This window comes from Colwellia psychrerythraea (genome assembly GCF_000764185.1).
Lineage (GTDB): Bacteria > Pseudomonadota > Gammaproteobacteria > Enterobacterales > Alteromonadaceae > Colwellia > Colwellia psychrerythraea_B.
Map to the genome: position 1 here is coordinate 286,250 of NZ_JQEC01000021.1, position 18,335 is coordinate 304,584.

Annotated in this window: 15 protein-coding genes; 2 read left to right on the top strand and 13 right to left on the bottom strand. The window is 37.2% G+C overall.

Annotated features, from left to right (window positions below; translation table 11 throughout):
* Positions 1–109: 109 nt before the first annotated feature.
* From GAB14E_RS12285 to GAB14E_RS12255, 7 genes are all read right to left on the bottom strand, one after another.
* Positions 110–1,483 carry an ATP-binding protein gene (locus tag GAB14E_RS12285; protein ID WP_033082209.1) on the bottom strand — a complete coding sequence of 458 codons (1,374 nt, stop codon included), beginning with the start codon at positions 1,481–1,483 and terminating at the stop codon, positions 110–112.
* The gene (locus tag GAB14E_RS12280; protein WP_033082210.1) at positions 1,473–2,138 is read right to left on the bottom strand and encodes a response regulator; all 666 of its coding nucleotides are present in this window, start codon (positions 2,136–2,138) and stop codon (positions 1,473–1,475) included. Before GAB14E_RS12280 ends, GAB14E_RS12285 begins: the two co-directional genes overlap by 11 nt.
* Before the next feature lie 105 nt (positions 2,139–2,243).
* Positions 2,244–3,092, bottom strand: coding sequence for an SDR family oxidoreductase (locus GAB14E_RS12275; RefSeq protein ID WP_052093662.1), 849 nt, complete (start codon positions 3,090–3,092; stop codon positions 2,244–2,246).
* Positions 3,093–3,209: 117 nt separating this feature from the next.
* A complete protein-coding gene (locus GAB14E_RS12270) occupies positions 3,210–4,112 on the bottom strand; it encodes a TauD/TfdA family dioxygenase (protein ID WP_197061190.1) in 903 nt (300 codons plus the stop codon).
* A 50-nt stretch (positions 4,113–4,162) separates the two neighbouring features.
* A complete protein-coding gene (locus GAB14E_RS12265; protein WP_033082211.1) occupies positions 4,163–5,713 on the bottom strand; it encodes an AMP-binding protein in 1,551 nt (516 codons plus the stop codon).
* A gap of 277 nt (positions 5,714–5,990) precedes the next feature.
* Positions 5,991–6,728 carry a hypothetical protein gene (locus GAB14E_RS12260; protein WP_033082212.1) on the bottom strand — a complete coding sequence of 246 codons (738 nt, stop codon included), beginning with the start codon at positions 6,726–6,728 and terminating at the stop codon, positions 5,991–5,993.
* An 87-nt stretch (positions 6,729–6,815) separates the two neighbouring features.
* The gene (locus tag GAB14E_RS12255; protein WP_033082213.1) at positions 6,816–7,367 is read right to left on the bottom strand and encodes a DUF4136 domain-containing protein; all 552 of its coding nucleotides are present in this window, start codon (positions 7,365–7,367) and stop codon (positions 6,816–6,818) included.
* Positions 7,368–7,567: 200 nt separating this feature from the next.
* Between GAB14E_RS12255 and GAB14E_RS12250 the strand changes: the two genes are divergently transcribed.
* Positions 7,568–8,506 (top strand): LysR family transcriptional regulator, encoded by a 939-nt coding sequence (locus tag GAB14E_RS12250; RefSeq protein WP_033082214.1) that lies wholly within the window; start codon positions 7,568–7,570, stop codon positions 8,504–8,506.
* Between the two features lie 281 nt (positions 8,507–8,787).
* Here GAB14E_RS12250 and fghA read toward each other — a convergent pair whose 3' ends face one another.
* From fghA to GAB14E_RS12235, 3 genes are all read right to left on the bottom strand, one after another.
* Positions 8,788–9,639 (bottom strand): S-formylglutathione hydrolase, encoded by an 852-nt coding sequence (fghA, locus tag GAB14E_RS12245; protein WP_033082215.1) that lies wholly within the window; start codon positions 9,637–9,639, stop codon positions 8,788–8,790.
* Positions 9,640–9,740: 101 nt separating this feature from the next.
* Entirely contained in the window at positions 9,741–10,871 is a 1,131-nt protein-coding gene (locus tag GAB14E_RS12240; protein ID WP_033082216.1) for an S-(hydroxymethyl)glutathione dehydrogenase/class III alcohol dehydrogenase, read from the bottom strand.
* A 197-nt stretch (positions 10,872–11,068) separates the two neighbouring features.
* The gene (locus tag GAB14E_RS12235; protein WP_033082217.1) at positions 11,069–11,395 is read right to left on the bottom strand and encodes a DMT family transporter; all 327 of its coding nucleotides are present in this window, start codon (positions 11,393–11,395) and stop codon (positions 11,069–11,071) included.
* Between the two features lie 203 nt (positions 11,396–11,598).
* Here GAB14E_RS12235 and GAB14E_RS12230 point away from each other — a divergent pair, with 203 nt between their 5' ends.
* The gene (locus GAB14E_RS12230; protein WP_033082218.1) at positions 11,599–12,465 is read left to right on the top strand and encodes a LysR family transcriptional regulator; all 867 of its coding nucleotides are present in this window, start codon (positions 11,599–11,601) and stop codon (positions 12,463–12,465) included.
* Between the two features lie 122 nt (positions 12,466–12,587).
* On the opposite strand, the gene GAB14E_RS12225 is transcribed toward GAB14E_RS12230, so the two are convergent.
* The 3 genes from GAB14E_RS12225 to GAB14E_RS12215 all read right to left on the bottom strand — a co-directional run bounded on the left by GAB14E_RS12225 (position 12,588) and on the right by GAB14E_RS12215 (position 17,696).
* Complete coding sequence (locus tag GAB14E_RS12225; RefSeq protein ID WP_231562030.1) at positions 12,588–15,404, bottom strand: trypsin-like peptidase domain-containing protein; 2,817 nt, start codon at positions 15,402–15,404, stop codon at positions 12,588–12,590.
* A gap of 354 nt (positions 15,405–15,758) precedes the next feature.
* Positions 15,759–16,850: a type 1 glutamine amidotransferase domain-containing protein gene (locus tag GAB14E_RS12220; protein WP_033082220.1), complete on the bottom strand. Its 1,092-nt coding sequence runs from the start codon at positions 16,848–16,850 to the stop codon at positions 15,759–15,761.
* A gap of 156 nt (positions 16,851–17,006) precedes the next feature.
* Positions 17,007–17,696 (bottom strand): hypothetical protein, encoded by a 690-nt coding sequence (locus GAB14E_RS12215; RefSeq protein WP_033082221.1) that lies wholly within the window; start codon positions 17,694–17,696, stop codon positions 17,007–17,009.
* Positions 17,697–18,335 lie beyond the last annotated feature (639 nt).

Here is an 18,335-nt window from a genome sequence, read left to right on the forward strand (position 1 = left end):
TTCAGGCGCCAATGCAAAGTTAATTGCATTATGAATGTTAATCATTAGCAAACAACTGATTCAGATGTCTGCTCACAACTATTAACATAAAAAATAAGCTTTCATGCAACTAAAAGTTAAATTCGACAACTAAACCACCTGCATTAGCTGCATTTAACTGCCATTTTATTTGATGGATATCAGCTATGCGATTGACTATCGCCAACCCCAACCCTGACCCTTCTCCAGTGGCACCTGGCGCTCTATAAAAACGGTCTTTAACTCGCTCTCTTAACGCAGAGGCAATTCCTGGTCCTGAGTCTTCCACTGTAATTTGTTTTTGTGCACAATTAAGTGTGATGGTAATGCTAGAATTTTCTGGACTGTATTTAATTGCGTTAGTCACTACATTACATAACATATTATAAATTAGTGCTCGATTCCCCCTAATAGGTAAAGCCTCATTATTGTCATTAGAGACGATATAAACTAATGATTGCTCTTTTTGTTCCGCTAAATGCTTAAAATCAGCAGCCACTTGTTCTACTGTTTTTATGATATCTACATCAGTAAAGTCATCTGCGATTAATTGTGTGTCAGCACGACTTAACGATAATAATTGCGACACTAGATGAGATAAGCGGTTAATACTTCTTTTGATATTTATAATAGAGGCATCTAGGGTGATATCATTATTGTCTTCTAAAATATTTTCAGTATGTATCATCAACGCAGCTAATGGTGTTCTTAATTCATGTGCCGCATCGGATGAAAAGCGTCTTTCGCGATCATACTGCTCACTCAAATTATCAAATAGTGTGTTCACTGCACTGATTAAGCCTGAGACTTCTTCTGGTTCGGTTTTATAAGACAGCTTCTCTAAACTGCTATAATTTTTTTCTTGTACATCATTGGCAATCACTTCAAGGGGTTTAAGCCCTTTACGGATCACTAAACTAACAATCAAGACAAAAAAGGGCGTCAGTAGAAATAAAGGGATGGCATGATCAAGTGCTATATGGTGAATTAATTCGTCGCGAATATCCATTCGCTCACCTACCACTAAATGCCAATCATCTACTTTAGAATAAAGTATAAAAATACGCCATTCATACTGACCAAGCTCGATGTAAGTATAACCTCGCTCTAAATCAGACTCAGGGTGATCTGGTGCACTCGCTGATCGTAAAATTAAACCAGTATCATCAATTACTTGGAATGAAATTTTCTTTTCATAGTCATGCTGAATTGAATGCGGATCCTTTTCTTTGTTCAGTAACGCCTCTAACATTGAGCCATGATGTTTTTCAATACCATCCCGCCCGATCATGCCATGTAAAACACGGGCTGATTGCGCCAAACTGGCATCAAATAATTCTTCAACCTCTTTAGCGGTATCATAATACACCCAAGCAGCAGGAATAATGGTCATAGCTAACGTCCATGCTACAACATGTAAGGTTAAATATCGGCGAATTGAATAACGTTTTGTTTTATTTTTCATGGCTCTCTAATTTATAGCCAACACCACGAATCGTTTTGATGATGCTGCTATACAATTTCTTACGTAAATGATGTACATGCACTTCGATACTGTTACTTTCCACCTCAATATCCCAGCCGTAAACCACATCCTCTAACTTCGCTTTACTCATCACCCTATTAGGATTATTCAAAAACTCGACTAACAGAGTTGTTTCTCGTCGGCTAAGATCAATGAGCTTATTATCTAAAGTCACTTCTAATGACGCTGGATTATAAGTAATTCTACCGTGTTCAATAACTGGCTCTACATGGCCGTGACGGCGTCGACCTAATGCTCTTAATCGGGCTTTTAATTCACTTAACTCAAAAGGTTTAATTAAATAATCGTCCGCACCTGAGTCTAATCCAGTAATTTTATCTTCAACTGCGTCACGCGCGGTTAAAATAAGAATAGGTATATCTACCCCCGACTTTCTCACGCCAGTAAGTATCTCTATACCATCAATATCAGGCAAACCAAGGTCAAGGATCACCAGCTCAAACGCTTCGGTTGATAGCGCTTGTTTTGCTTGCAAGCCACTTTTTAACCAATCGGTTTGGTAGCCTTCTCGGTCAAGTGCTGTTTTTATACCCTCACCAAGTAATTCGTCATCTTCTACTAATAAAATTCGCATGCTTTATTCAATGTAGTTAACTTAAAGCACTACGCTAAACCATTTAGCGACTGACATCAATTACCTTAAGTTACTAATATAAATGACTAATAGAAGATTTAGCCATTATCGTAACGATACCCTAGCAAATGTTTTAATAATGGGCAGTTGTTTGACGATTGAATTACCAACAATGGCAGGAAATAAGGCATTAAGGCGAACGAAGATATTTTCAGGCCAGCCTATATAACGTTCAGTCTTATTTTGTTTAATTAACGATAGTAACTCCTTAGCAACAACCTCGGGTAAATCAGTGTGAGTATTAAGTGCATCGTTTAATTGTTCAATATTCTCACTAATTAGACTTGTGTTAGTCGCTCGGGGCGCTAGGTATTTAACTGAGACATCGGTATCGGCTAATTCTCTAGACAAGGTTTCACTAAAGCCTCGTAAAGCAAATTTACTGGCACAGTATGCTGAATATCCAGGGTAGCCAATGCTGCCAAAGGTCGAACCAATATTGATTATTTGCGCACACGGTTGCTTTAATAAAATAGGTAACAATGCTTGTGTCAATTGAATAGGCGCGATGGCATTTGTTGAAATAATACGATTGACTTCACTTTCCGAAGTCTGCTCAAGCAAAGAAAGTTGGTTGATACCTGCATTATTGATAAGTAAGTTAATCTCAAAGGGAAGTGTTGTTAAGTATTCGATCAAATGTGCACGTTGCTTAGCCTCAACCAAATCAACTACAAAAACTTTAACCGTGTTAATTACACCATTTTTTATACTTTTATCTGATGCGAGAAGTTCGTCTTTAAGTTGTTGCAATTTAGTCTTGTCTCGGCCAATTAATACCAAATTAGCACCCTTTTTTAAAAGTAACTTACTAAATGCCACTCCCATACCACCCGTGGCTCCGGTCAATAAAACATTAGTATTCTTCATTTCTGCCGATGTTTGATTTGTCATGTGAATAACCTTTTTTATAATTTGTGTTAGTGCTTAAATATCAACTAAAAGCTTATCTAGTCATTAGTAGCTGCTTGCTATGTTTTCGTTAGATGTTCGTTAGGTATTAGCTTCGTATTAAGAGCCCATTGCGATATATAATTGCCGGTCAGCAAGCTCACCCGTTATCGCTCTACGACCGTGCAATACACGTTTATTATCAATAAGTACTACATCACCATCCTGCCAATTAACTTCATGAGTGCATTTTTCAGCTAAATCGATGGTTTGCTTTATTATCAAGTCACTTACTGGGGTACTATCAGCAAAAGTGTAAGTCGGTTTTTTATAGTTAAATGATGGGCCTAGTATGGCATTGGCAAAAGCCAATTCATTCGACTGCCCTGCACTTTCATTCAATAAACAAGGCTGAATATCTAATTCATAATCCAAGCTGCCATCACTATTGATTGACCCGCGTTGGTTTGGATTTACTGCAATAAAGTCTGCTAAATGTTTTTCCTTAACATCACTGGCTGTACTTACGTTTGGGTGTTGGTCTACAACATATTTACGCCATAAGTGTTCAGGTAATGTCCTCGATACCGTTACCTTTTGACGCCATTTTTCTTGTAACTCAATAGGCATATTTTTATATAATTCTCTGCCATCACATACTGTGGTCTGTGAACCCGACTTGGCACTTTTAGCACTATAGAAAGCAACATATTCTGGCGGGAGTGGTGTATTACCATTTTCTATATGCAGACCAACAGATTCTTTGCCCGCATTAACTTTTTGACTGCTTTTATCGGCAAACTCCCGGGCGGGATCAAAGGTTAGTTGCTGACAAAATTGCTGTAGCAATGCACTAAATTCATTTAAATTCGTATTAAAACCTCGTAGTAGTACCCAACCATTTTTCAATATATGTTGCTTAGCCAAGGTAATGGTTTTTTCACCCGTTAAGCTATTTTGATCGGCATCTGTTAGCTTATTTACTAGTGCACTGTTTTGTGTTGCTGTAATAATATTGTTCATGGTTATTCCTTTATAAAATGTCGTATACATCAGTTATATCTAAAGGCCAACTAGGTGTAGATATCATCAAGTTTTTCTTGATAAAGCTTTGCAATGTTTAGCCTTTTCAACCGTCCATTATGGGTGAGTAAATTGTTGTTAGGTGTAAAGGGCTGTTCAGCTAGGATCCATTGCTGAACCTGCGCATAATCAGGTAAGAATTCATTACATTCTTTAATAGCTGCTTCTATTTGCACAGTGTCCTGACAAGTAGAGAAAACAACCGCTGACAATGAAGGCCGCGCTTCGCCAAAAACAGCGATTTGCGCTATTACGGGTGCTGAAGATAAACTCGCTTCAACCCACTCAGGTGAAATATTTCGTCCAAAACTGCTGATGATTTTGTTATTTTTTCTGCCCGATACAAAGATATAACCGTCTTCATCGATGTAACCTAAGTCGCCAGTGTAAATTCGTGGCAACGTTTGCTCTAATTCACCTAGATAACCGAGCATGGTCTGACCTTCAATTATAATTTCTCCGTCTTCACTAATCACAACACACACGTGCGGCAACGGTTTTCCAACACTGCCAATTTTTTGTTGTTGTGGTAAGTTCAAGCTCACTACCGAGCCACATTCTGATAAGCCATAACCTTCAAAAACGGGTAAACCTAAGCTGTTAGCTTGCTTTATAACCTGTTTAGATGATTTGCCACCACCGACTGCAATAAACTGCAAATTTGAGCATTGTTTTCTTGGATATTGTTTGCTTATAGATTGCTTTATTGAATGTTGTTTTAATTCGATTTCATCAAAGCTATTCACTAAAAGCGTTAACATTTGCGGTAATATAATAATGCTACCCACTTGATAGAAATCTATCTTTGCCAGTAATTTACTAATATCAAATTCCGCATTAGACATAAAACCTAAAGCTGCTAATGGCTCGGTGATAACCACTCCGCCATGCATTAAACAAACATACACGCCAGCAACATTCTCGAGTAATGTTGCTAAGGGCAATACACATAAATGATTACAAGATGGCATTAATTTCATCGAAGTTTCGATGCCCTCACATACAGCGCCAATATTTTGAGCTGACAGACATACACCTTTTGGCTCTCCTGTAGAACCCGAGGTATAGGTTATTTTTATACTGTTCGCTAAATCATGCTTTTTGTCAGTAAACTCTTTAGTAACGATGCGAAGCATTAGGGTATTTTCAAGCGGTAAAATAGTTTCAGTGTTGTCGAGTTTTAATAATTGATTACTTTGTAAGATATTCTTCATCAACGACAAGGTAATAATGGCCTCAACACCAGCCGAAGTCACTAAATGCCCTACTTGTGATTTTGTGAAGAACATGGGAATAGGCACTAAGGTAATGCCCAGTTTTGCTGCTGCTAAATCACAAATAATCCATTGTGAGCTGTTATCCAAAAATAAACCGATGCATTTAACCGTTTCTTTCTCTAAAAAAGCTGCTGTACTAGTGATATTGTCGAGCAACTCTTGGTTGCTAAGTATGGTTTGTGTGTTGCCATCACTAGATATTAACGCTTTTTTTTCAGGATAATTTCTTGCACGACTTTCTAATGCTGTGAATAGTTTTTCCATGTTTCACCCTTTTAATTAATCAATGCTGATTTGTTAAAAACGATTATTACTGTTGAAACTTAACTAAACCTTAAGCATTGAATTTAGATGATTTCCGCGTGCTCTTTAATAAACTCATTTAGCAAAAGTGCTATTAACAGCAAAAGTAACGACATGTCATTCACTTTGATTTTTTATAATAAATTCATCTTATATTTGTACTACAACTAATAAAAATACAAATATTGAAAACAAAAAAGCAGCCATTTAAGGCTACTTTTTTAATAAGCAAATGATTTTAAAAGTTTATTGGTGATGTAAGGCTAAACTCGAGTAAAGTACCAGACGGGATATTAACTGAGCTACCGCCGGTTAAAAGTGAAACACCTAAACCCGCCTTGACCATGTTGCCAGCACCTTCAGAGCCATTGGCTAAACCGCCTATTGCCGCAAATCTTGCCGTTCTAGCAACAGTGTCTTTCGTTGTACTCTCACTCACAGCTTTAATATCACTGGCGCTAAATGGCACTAATTGATCATTAATCAACATTGCCGTAAATTTAATGCTCATGTTTGACTTCCCTATCAATCTGGAAGATTTCTTAGACTCACTGATAACACCATAAACGATAGTTCGTCTTGGAATTATAATTTCATTATCTATGACGATTGCCGCCTCTAATCTGGCAGTAAATTTGTAACCTGCAGGGTGTTTTGATGAGTTAACTGTTGAGGTCATTTTTACCAGCAGAGGGGTCGATGTAGGGATTACTACACCAACAAGACTATTAGCTGTTGTTGGTGTGGTAATCCCTACTGGCTTTTCAACCGTTTGCTGATCGAAAGTTATGCTTTTTATTTTTGTACGTTCGAGTTTTATTTTTTGGCCTCCAAGTTCAAATAGTGCAGATTTGTTGTCTATAGAAACAACTTTACCTGTTAACTTTTGATCATCCATTAGCACTATTGTATCGGCTAAAGCACTTGTTGATAGTAGAGCCGTTAAGCAAACGATAACTAAATTTTGTAATTTCATTGTTGACCCTTAAAAGGTTTAAGTTTTTATAATACTGCTAGGTTAAATAGTCGTGAACTATGCTTACTAATTTTCCCGCTAGTTTTCTTAAGTTTGTATGTCAGCAAACATGGTATTGACTAACTCTGTGACCGCCTGCTCTCTTTGTTCACGCGTTTTATAGTGTTTAATTGGTTTTACCAGTGTGCTGCGCCAAACTGTTTCTTTGGTTTTATTGTCAATAATATCGATAACAAACGTACCTTCAGTATAATTTTTTGTGCTTATATTACTTGCGCCGTAACTGTAACCATATGCATGTCCATACCTTGAACTGTAACCGTAAGAAGGACTGTGGCCTGAACTTCTAATTTTCATTTTGTCTTTGGTCACCACAAAGTAACTAATTAATACGTCGGCATTTTCTTCATCAGTTGCAATGAGCCCTTGCACATTAAATTCATTATCAATGGCATCATTTAAGCGATTTCTATCAATGTCACTAATCATGGGGTTTTTATGTTTCGCATCTCCAGTAACAAAATAAGATTGTATGGTCTGAAAATCGTATTCTTCATCACGGTCTGTATTTGCGGTATAGGTTGTTGTACAGCCCGATAAGACTAATAAAAATAAAGGAATAAGGATGATTTTATTCATGTGATCTCCGATAGTTATTGGGTTATTTCGATTGATGGAATTATTGTAGATTTACTGTAGTATGAATACCAATGACATATATTCATTAACAACATAACTCAAAGTAATATTACGCGGCATTATATGGGTCAGATCTACGTGAAGCAGATTTATATGGAACACAGTTTTACGGTCAAAATTCAAAACAGGAAAAAGAACTAATGAACAATTTAGAGCAAAAATTGACAAAGATTGACTTGAATCTATTGGTCGCATTGAACGTATTGCTAAACGAAAGGAGTGTCAGCAGAGCTGCTGAGGCTTTATATATTACTCAACCTGCAATGAGTAAAACACTGAATAGGTTAAGAGATTTATTTGATGATCCATTGTTTCATCGTAGCTCATCTGGGCTAATCCCTAGTGAGAGAGCCATCGAATTAGCACAAAATCTGCCCAATATTTTAAATCAGGTTAATGGCTTGTTATTGCCTCGCGCTTTTAACCCTAAAACATGTGGACAAACATTTTCAATTTCAATCCCCTCCCTTTTATGTCACTCAATATTAATGCCATTAGTATTAAAGCTAAACAAATTAGCTCCAAATATTTGTATTATCGATTTACCCAGTGAATCAGATCCATTCCCTGCTCTTGAAAAAGGGGCCTATGACTTTGCTATTCATATAACTGAGCCTAAAAGTGATCAATTTGGTTGTACATCACTTGGCTCGTTCCGGCCCAATATATTTGCAAAAAAATCTCACCCTTTAGTTGAGACTCGCACTAGTAATCGCTTAATTGACTTTGATGACTATAAATTTGTCGCTTATCAAGTGAGCCCTGAAGACAAATTAGGTTTTGAAAATCCGGCCGAGAGAATTTTGAGGTTATTTAACTTCAGCCCCAATGTTGTTTACCAAAGTAGCCACTTAAGTATGATTACCTCATTATTAGAGCAGAGCGATTGTTTATTGGTAGCGCCAAGTTTTATGCTCAATTCGGTGGACTTTTCTGATAAGTTCACTTCGGTGTATGAATTTGATATTGAAAAGGAACACATGTTAGATCTGCTCTTGTTAGAGTCGCCAAGAGCAAAACATGGTGAAGCAGCTCAATGGCTTAAAAGCGAGTTACTGAAAACGATTAGTATAACGTAATGCTTTAAAACCGATAACAGCAACTCTGGACTGGCAATTCATATTGAGCAATAAGCGTTACTTAACCTGAACTATGACTAATGAGTATTTGATGTTTAAGTAAAAACAACAATTTAGGTTGTTATCAACAAAATTAAGTAGCGATAGACTCTATTAATGTTTCAATTTATTCGATTATCAAGACAAAACATTTATAAATAACGGGTTATTTATAAACGTTTTAACGCTGAGAATCGGATAAAGGGGAAACTTGAGCAAGTGCTGCTTATCCAGAGTTCAGGTTACTTATTTAAATGTTTGGCATGAAAGCGTAAATGCTCTTCAATAAATGATGAGATAAAATAGTAGCTGTGGTCATAGCCTTCGTGAATATTGAGCTCTAGCGGGTAATTCTTCGCCTTTGCTGCTGCCTCTAATGATTCTGGTTTTAATTGCTCCGCCAGAAAATCATCAGCGCCACCTTGGTCAACTTTGGCCGGAATAAACTGTGTTGCTCTTTGCATCAAATCACTTGCATCATGGTTATGCCAAGTAGATTTGTCTTTACCCAAATAAGCGGTAAAAGCTTTTTTACCCCAAGGCGCATTCACTGGATTACAAATAGGGCTAAATGCCGACATTGAGCTATAACGTTCAGGGTTTAACATGGCAATAGTTAAAGCGCCATGACCGCCCATGGAATGTCCGCTAATGGCCCGTTTATCTGAAACGGGAAACGCCGCTTCGATAATTTGAGGTAACTCATTAACCACGTAATCGTACATTTGATAATGACGATTCCACGGTGCTTGTGTAGCATTGACATAAAAACCGGCACCCTGACCTAAATCATAACCCTCATCATCAGCAACTCCTTCACCACGAGGGCTAGTATCTGGCGCGACAATCGCAACACCTAACTCAGCCGCAATACGCTGTATGCCGGACTTTTGCATTACATTTTCATCGCTACAGGTTAGGCCAGATAGCCAATAGAGTACTGGAACTTTTGCGCCACTTGATACTTGTGGTGGCAAGTAAATAGCAAATCGCATGCTGCAATTTAATGTTTTAGATTGATGGCTATATTGTTTATGCCAGCCGCCAAAATTTTTGTTAACACTTATATTTTCAATGGAATGGTCAATTGTCATGGTAATAATCCTAAACATTACCCCTTGGTGTTTATGTTACCAAGGGGTAATTCACTACTTATTTAAATGCTGTGCTGATGCTTTCATTACTTATCGATATGCTACTTATCGAAGTGAATAACAGTACGAATACTTTCACCTTTATGCATCAGATCGAACGATTCATTAATATCTTCAAGACCCATAGTATGGGTAATAAAGTGATCTAACTTGAATTCACCGGCTAAATAACGCTCTACGTAATCTGGTAACTCAGTACGACCTTTAACACCACCAAATGCCGAACCACGCCATACACGCCCAGTTACTAATTGGAACGGACGAGTTGATATTTCTTGTCCTGCGCCAGCAACACCAATAACAATTGATTCACCCCAACCTTTATGGCAACACTCTAATGCAGAGCGCATTAGGTTTACGTTACCAACACACTCAAATGAGTAGTCTACGCCGCCATCTGTTAGTTCAACAATAACGTCTTGAATAGGTTTGTCGTAATCTTTTGGATTTATACAGTCTGTTGCGCCAAGCTTTTTAGCTAATTCAAACTTACTTTCATTAATATCTATAGCAATAATACGTGATGCTTTTGCCATGGTTGCACCGATTACAGCTGATAAACCAATACCGCCTAGACCAAAGATAGCTACCGTTGCACCTTCTTCAACCTTTGCAGTATTCATTACTGCGCCCATACCTGTAGTAACACCACAACCTAATAAACAAACTTCTTCTAGCGGCGCTGCTTTATTAACTTTTGCTAAAGATATTTCTGGCAATACTGTGTATTCAGAGAAAGTTGAACAGCCCATGTAATGAAAAATTGGCTGACCGTCTTTATAAAAACGTGTAGTGCCGTCAGGCATTAGGCCTTTACCTTGAGTTTCTCGAATTTTCTGACATAAGTTAGTTTTTCCTGATAAACAGAATTTACATTCGCCACACTCAGGTGTGTATAAAGGAATGACATGGTCACCCACTTGCACGCTAGTAACACCTTCACCAATTTGCTCAACGATACCGCCACCTTCGTGACCTAAAATTACCGGAAAAATTCCTTCAGGATCATCACCAGATAAGGTGAAAGCATCGGTATGACATACGCCTGAAGCAACAACTTTAACTAATACTTCACCTTTACGCGGTAACATTACATCGACTTCTTCGATAGATAAAGGTTGGTTGGGGCCCCAAGCAATAGCGGCTTTAGATTTAATAAATTTATCTGACATGTTTATTCTCACTTCAATTGATAGATATTTAATTGTGTTTAGATTGTAGACTGACTCTTAACTTATGAGTCTAGTCTACTGTATATATTTGAACGTGATAATACGTTTAAATCGTAATTCACTTTTACTACGTGGTAATAATCAAGATATGCTTACCTGCTTAAGTACGCCAGTTAAGGCTAAATAGCCCATAGTTACTAATGGCTATGGCCTTGAGAAAGATGAATCATAACAACCCCGATAGCCACTAAACCCATACCAAGCCATGTGGTTAATTCAAGATGTTGACGATAAATAACAGTAGACAATAAAGTTACGGTAATAATAGCTAATCCTGCCCATAACGCATGAACGATACCAACAGGCATGCCTTTCATTGCTTGCCCTAAAAACATGAATGCCGCTAAGTGCCCTAATAAGACTATGGCACTAGCAAGTGGTTTAGTAAAACCATCAGTCTCTTTTAATGCCACATGAGACATTGCCTCAGCAGCGACACCTAATAAAAGAAATAACCAACTCATACTTGCTTCCTCTAATGTTATGTAAGCTGTTTATCTAGACCTCGCTTAAGTATTCTCTAATAAGCGCCTCATTTGTTCTAAATAAACGACTTATAGCTTGGCTGACTCACAGCATGCTTTCTCGATGGCTGCCATTATAGTTATTTCTAAATAAAAGATAATATGCTAATTTGGTAAATCACTTGTACATATAGGTAACAATCATGCAGTGGGATGGGATCAGCGAATTTGTTTTCGTGGCCGAAAATGAGAGCTTTACTTTAGCTGCCAAAAAAATGGCAATATCTACCGCGCAAGTTAGCCGTCAGGTAAGTGCGTTAGAACAACGACTTAATATCAAATTATTTTATCGAACGACACGCAAAGTATCATTAACCGAAGAAGGACGTATTTTTTATCAACACTGTCGCAGTGTACTCGATGGCTTAGATGCTGCTGAACGTGCTATCACAAATTTACAGTCTAAACCTCAAGGTAAAATCAAATTAACAGCACCAGTAACCTATGGTGAGAAGCAAATATTACCGCTAGTGAATAATTTCATAAAGCAATATAGCGATGTTGAAGTCTCTGCTTATTTAAGCAACCGTCAAATCGACATAGTTGAAGAAGGTTATGATTTAGCTATCCGCCTGGGTAATTTAAGCGACTCTAGCATGATGGCAAAAAAACTGGGTACCAGAGCAAACTATGTTTGTGCATCTCCTCACTATGTAGATCAACATGGTATACCACATTCTATATCAGAGCTTAGTAAACACAGTTGCTTGCTAGGCACTTCAGATCATTGGCGCTTTAGGGATTCAGGCAGAGAAAAAAGTATCCGCGTAACCGGACGATTAAGATACAACAATGGTTACAGCCTGACCGATGCGGCGTTGAAGGGCCTAGGTATAGTCCAGCTACCCGATTATTATGTTGAACAATATATACAAAGTGGTGAATTGATCACTTTGTTAGATAATTATCGCGCGCCTGACGAAGGGATATGGGCGGTTTATCCTCAAAATCGCCATTTATCCCCTAAAATTAGATTGCTGGTAGACTACTTGGCTGAGCAGTTAGTTTGAACTTGCCGTTTACTATTTTTAACAAATCTTAAAGTAAGTTAAACCCTTTATAAACACATAAAAAAGCAGCCAGAATCAGGCTGCTTTTTTAATGTCTATCTAACCTGAGTTTTGGTTAGTTCCTATGTTCGAGACTCCTGATCTACTAGGTGATCAATTTTTTCCCACTTTCCGTCAGTATATTTTATCTCAAAGAATGGCCAGTAGTTATTGTCTACCCGCAAGGTAATTACCCTAGAATTATTTTTAAAATCTAGGGTTTTAATTAATACTGACGACTGATGCTCTTTGCCTTTAACTGCTTGAACAAAATCATCAGTGGTATTAATTGGCTTTCCATCTATTTCTACAATACGTTGCATCGCATAAAGCCCATAACGTGTCGCTGGAGAGCCATAACTATAACTTGCTACATAGACACCATCATCACTAACGTTACCTTGTTGCTGAGCCGCCCGATGTGGTGAGTGTAGGTACAAGCCAGACCAATAAAATACTTGCTTAATATCTTGGCCATTTAACAAAGCCGTTGTTAACTTTTGAGAATGAACTTTACCTTCACTAAAATACGTTACCGCCACTTCAGGTGATTGCGTTAATAACTCTACCTGCCTGAAATCAGAAACCGGAACATCATTAATCGCAAGCAATATATCTCCGCGTTTAAAAACCTCGGCACTCTTTGAACTTTCTGCGACATTGTAAATAGCCAGTAATTTGTCTGTATGCGGATTTTGTTGTGCTAACTTACCTAACCACTTATCTGGAAGACCCATTTGTAATGCATCAACCGGTGCAATTTTAGTTAAATTTAAGTCAATAGAATAAATTCGCTCTTGCCCCTCATTCAATAACATTAATTCTTTAATATACTCAGCAGACATGCCGGTTAACGCGGTATTGACATCATTGCCGTTACTTTCTTCAAACATGGTCCATAACGCAAGCACTTCATTGGCTTTGTTCACTAATATGCCATCTATTGACATGTTAGGGTTAACGAGACTAATTGCATCAATATTTTTTTCAATAAACTGCGGTACTTTAAACTGCGTAAGCCAAAGTTCATCAATAGTATCTACATTGGTTTCACGATATTCGACAACACCATCATAATTCAATCCTATCTGTCTTATTGTTTCTCCCTGTTTAATTGGCTTTTTACTCAAAACTACTTCAGCAACCGATATATGCGAGACCGATGATGGCTCATAAGAGACTAGAGATAAATTGTGCAACGGATGTATATATTCAACTTTACCTTTTACTTCTACACGATTATTAAATATTAATTTAACGTCTCCTAATGAGGTGAAAACGACACTTCTAGGCACGACAATCCAGCCTTTTTGTCTATCAACAATAACACCGGTACCACTGGATGAGTGCTTGCCACTTCTTCCTTGAATAGAGTACGGGCTGGTAAAATTCACGGTAACCAAAGCATGCTCAGGATTATTACTTACAGCCATGCTTTTTGTATTGTTACTTGCATCAGTCTTAACTACAGCTTTTACTACCTGTGATGATTGACTGCATGGCCAATAACCTAACGCTGTACTCTTCTGACAATAACTGTGCTCAAACCATGTTTTATTTATTTCTACCAGCGCATAATCGCTTGTATTAGGATCGTTAAGGCTAAAATAGCGAAGGTGAACTTTAGTATCATCAACAATAAGGCTTAACTGCTTGTCAAAGTCTTCAACGTTATCAACATGTACACCATTAAATTCGGTAATAACACTCTTATGAGGTACACCTGCTTGTTTAAAACTTCCCGCTGAAATAGCAACATATACACCGCTAATTGGTTTGTTAAAGTGCCTAGCTTGTTGATAGGACAAGTTATGAAAAATGCCGCCATCAAACTTTAAAAATGCCGAGGGGGTAATAGTATTTAAATCATCAACATTTATCGACACTGATAATGGCGTTCCACGTCTTAATACAGATAAGTTAATACGCTGATTCACATTGTCATTGAAGTTACTTTCAAGTGATGAGAATTCGGCAATTTCTTGTTCATTAATCGCTAATAATATGTCGCCTACTGCCAGAGATTCTGCGGCTGAACTATCAGGAATGATTGATTTAACCACTAATAAACCAAGTTGCTCTGGAAATTGCTCACGGTACTTTATTTCTAAAGTTTCGTTTAGACCAAGCCTTTTTAACTCAGCGTAAGGTTTAGTATTGAAGGTTGTTTGTATTGTACCCCGAGTAATTTCTTCATTCGCTTGTAACTTTTTCAGAGCTATCTTTATCTTTTCTAACGGTAAATAAAAGGCGTTAGCTGATTTAGTTTGGCTGCCGGCATTTAAAGCGACAACCTCCCCTTGAATGTCTATAACCGGCGAACCAGATGAGCCCCCCGTAGAAGCCGTTGCAGCTTGAATGTAGGAAATATTAAAATCATTATATCGACCACGACCATATGAAGGAGCAGCACGATCGAGCCGAGCAATTGTGCCATCTAAAATAGATATTTTCTGTCCTGCATCATTACCAATAATACGAATTTCTTGGCCAACAATGGGATTTTTCTTACTTAGTTTAAATTGATGAGGTTGCAGATGTTTTATCTGGCTAGGATCGTATTGATAGAAACCAAAATCGTGCACAGGATCAATATACAAAGGTGTTAAATCAATTTCTTCATTATTAATTAATATTGCTTTAGCGGTTACCGGCCCTGGTGTGACGATATGCCTGTTGGTTAAAATAATGCCTCGAGCAGCATCAACAATAAAGCCAGTACCATAACCGCTACTATTCCATTTACCATCAAAACTTACTGGCACGTCTATTTGAATACTGACTACACCACTAGATACTTGCTTAACGGTGTCATTCCAATTATTTTTCGTGGTTGATGAGCAACTGGTTAAAATTATAAATGAAAACAATACTGCTAATAACACTAATTTATGTGTCATGTTTTTGTTTTTGATGAACATCCCTATTGACCTTATCCTTTGATATATATATCGATTTTAATGAACAGATTTTTAATGAGTTTTATAATACGACATCACAAAATGTTAGTCAAAAGCATGTTCTGTTAAGCCGATGTATTTATTAGCATTATAGAATTAACTTAAGCTGATTTAACTTATCTTTACTTGAGTTAAGTTAATTGAATTTTAATAAAAATGAATCTAACTTAACCAGTTACAGTTTCATTTTTTCAAAAAACTAACTAACTAACTAACTAACTAACTAACTGGCTAGAAACCTCGATGGACTTTTACATCTAGGTTTCTAGTCGATATCAATAGTCCTTTGTCAGATTAATTATTATCGGCAAATGATAATAAACGTAACATGTCTATAGACTTACCTAGCTGCCATTGCATGCCATAAACAGCCGTATGCACCACGAGTAATACCCTATCAAATGAATTTGTGTCATTGGCTAACATCAAAGATATTTTCACTTTAGCCTGTTGAATCCCCTCCTCTTCGTAGGTTGTTAATATACTGATAGTATTTTCTTCAGCAGTTATCTGACGTTTAACTGGCAGGTAACCTAATTGTTCAATCATAGCTTCTGCGACTAACCATACTGACCAAGGGTTTTGTCCAGTCACTAAGTTGCCATCTTGAGCCATGTTCGCCAAATACACATGCCCAACATCAAAGTTGGCCCCTTGTTCGGTTAATTTATTTTGTAATAAAAATGGAAAGATATCTTTTGCATTAGGAATTAATAAAAGCTCTTCGTCATTAGTAAAACTAGACACAATTTTATTCGCTAATAAAGCAGAGCCATCATCTAAAGTGACATTAACCAATGCTGCTGGTCCATGACATACCGCACCAACCACCTTACCCGATTGATAATACTCACTCACTAAAGATTTGATCGAAGCGTTTTCTGGAAAATCAAACATAGCGCCCTTGCCACCGACAAAATAAACGGCCTGATACTGACTGGTATTAACATCAGCCATGGCAATGCTATTATCTACTTTTACTTGTGCAACCGTATCATTCAAAAATGCAAAATCAAACTTGCCCATATCATCGTCATCTATCACTACAGGCGGTTTACCACCTTTTGGGCTTGCTATATCTACCTCAAAACCATTAGCTTCAAAAACATAATAGGCACGTGCCAATTCGGTTAATTCATAACCGGTCTTCTGGCCACTAGTGTCCATAACGTCGGTACTGGTAACCACCGCAAGTATTTTTCCACGATATTCTTTTACCCCTTTTGATAAGTAAACAAGGTCTTGCGGCTGGGTAACGCTAAGGTCTTGCTGATTAACGTTAGCTGGCATAAGACTGCGCAACCAGAAAACAAAAGTTACCAGTAGAATAATCAGACTCAACAGACTGATTAAGGTGATTTTGGTTTTTGGATATTTATTTAACATGAGCTGTTCCCTTTAATTTTAAAACAAGTTTAACGACTCATATGTGAAAAATAAGTGAAATCTAGTCAGAATTAACGAGGTAAATAAGGCAGGTGATTCACGAACTAAAGGTAATGCTGGGTATCAAGCAAAATAATGAGGTGGTCTCTGATCTTATCAGCACAATTTATAAACACGTCGGTAGCCATCAATTAAATAGATTTTACTAAAATTATGCTCTAATTTTAATGATTCATAGGCTCCCCGGTATGAATCAATGTCGGCCATGCAATAAGTATTAAAGAGTGCTAGCCAATATTCATCTATATTGCCATTGGCATTGCATTTTTGATTCTTGATACGGATCCTGTCTTCTAACAGAAATTGCGTGTTTTCCTCAATGTTTGTCGAAGCAAATTTAGTGGCTATTGCTTGCACCACTTTTATCTTAGGCGGATGTAGACATTTATATAAATTGATTGATACCACGTAACCTAGAATATCTATCAAAGCGTCATTAGTCTTGGTCACGATCATGTTAATTATTATGCGGGTCAGTTCTTTTTTAAATTCATTGATGCGCTTAATTGGGCTAGGAATAACAAGATGAATCCATCGATTGTTGGGAATTAGATGGCCTATTTCTTCATTTAACTGTTCGACGATATTCGAGATTGGCACATCATCTGCCAACCTTGAGCGGCGTTTACCGTTTTCATTGATATGCTCGACCAGTTTGGTAACTTCCACGGCAATTCGACGGTTATTTAGTAATAAATAACCGTCGGGTGGGTCTTCACCATCGATATACTCCCCTCCGAATTTAGACGCTAAAGTCGCAAGAACGTATTCTTCATCTGGTTTCATGATGTATCCTTAAAGCATAATCGAACATTATGTAGATAATACGTCTTATTTTTGTTACTTGTTGATTTTACCTATAAATTTAACCAACTTTCACTTCAATAAGGCATAATTTAGTGGTCAAATTATGCCAATTACGGGGCTAAAAAATAACACCTAAATATAAAATATTAATCAATTCATATTGTTAGTATAGGATATTGGATCGTTCTTTCCCTGTAATCCCGATTTTGTTAGTCACTAGGCATTATTTAACAAAGAATTAACGAGGGCATTCATCGTTAAAATATCAGAAGTAAAGACAATGCAACTCATAGGAATACGTTATATCAGATAAACTGATTATTTATGATTGTCATACGATATTATCGTATTTAAGTTATAAATTAATTTAAATACATAGGCTGTTATTACTCAGATAAAATATAAATCCTAGTTATTTTATACATACTAATCAGAGTCATATTTCACTATGGTTGAGTAACAACTTCCACTTTTTGTACTTGTCTTTGAACGTCTAAAACTTCGATAATAATAAAAGTATATGCAACTAATTTTTAACTTACTTCAGTCTCTACTTTAAAATATAAGTTTATTATTTATTAGCTGCAATACATTATTAGCCCCTACTTATTTTAGCTC

What these genes read in the sequence shown, in the direction of transcription:
- GAB14E_RS12285 (WP_033082209.1), bottom strand. Translation starts at nt 1,483, where the DNA reads ATGAAAAATAAAACAAAACGTTATTCAATTCGCCGATATTTAACCTTA.
- GAB14E_RS12280 (WP_033082210.1), bottom strand. Translation starts at nt 2,138, where the DNA reads ATGCGAATTTTATTAGTAGAAGATGACGAATTACTTGGTGAGGGTATA.
- GAB14E_RS12275 (WP_052093662.1), bottom strand. Translation starts at nt 3,092, where the DNA reads ATGACAAATCAAACATCGGCAGAAATGAAGAATACTAATGTTTTATTG.
- GAB14E_RS12270 (WP_197061190.1), bottom strand. Translation starts at nt 4,112, where the DNA reads ATGAACAATATTATTACAGCAACACAAAACAGTGCACTAGTAAATAAG.
- GAB14E_RS12265 (WP_033082211.1), bottom strand. Translation starts at nt 5,713, where the DNA reads ATGGAAAAACTATTCACAGCATTAGAAAGTCGTGCAAGAAATTATCCT.
- GAB14E_RS12260 (WP_033082212.1), bottom strand. Translation starts at nt 6,728, where the DNA reads ATGAAATTACAAAATTTAGTTATCGTTTGCTTAACGGCTCTACTATCA.
- GAB14E_RS12255 (WP_033082213.1), bottom strand. Translation starts at nt 7,367, where the DNA reads ATGAATAAAATCATCCTTATTCCTTTATTTTTATTAGTCTTATCGGGC.
- GAB14E_RS12250 (WP_033082214.1), top strand. Translation starts at nt 7,568, where the DNA reads ATGAACAATTTAGAGCAAAAATTGACAAAGATTGACTTGAATCTATTG.
- fghA (WP_033082215.1), bottom strand. Translation starts at nt 9,639, where the DNA reads ATGACAATTGACCATTCCATTGAAAATATAAGTGTTAACAAAAATTTT.
- GAB14E_RS12240 (WP_033082216.1), bottom strand. Translation starts at nt 10,871, where the DNA reads ATGTCAGATAAATTTATTAAATCTAAAGCCGCTATTGCTTGGGGCCCC.
- GAB14E_RS12235 (WP_033082217.1), bottom strand. Translation starts at nt 11,395, where the DNA reads ATGAGTTGGTTATTTCTTTTATTAGGTGTCGCTGCTGAGGCAATGTCT.
- GAB14E_RS12230 (WP_033082218.1), top strand. Translation starts at nt 11,599, where the DNA reads ATGCAGTGGGATGGGATCAGCGAATTTGTTTTCGTGGCCGAAAATGAG.
- GAB14E_RS12225 (WP_231562030.1), bottom strand. Translation starts at nt 15,404, where the DNA reads ATGACACATAAATTAGTGTTATTAGCAGTATTGTTTTCATTTATAATT.
- GAB14E_RS12220 (WP_033082220.1), bottom strand. Translation starts at nt 16,850, where the DNA reads ATGTTAAATAAATATCCAAAAACCAAAATCACCTTAATCAGTCTGTTG.
- GAB14E_RS12215 (WP_033082221.1), bottom strand. Translation starts at nt 17,696, where the DNA reads ATGAAACCAGATGAAGAATACGTTCTTGCGACTTTAGCGTCTAAATTC.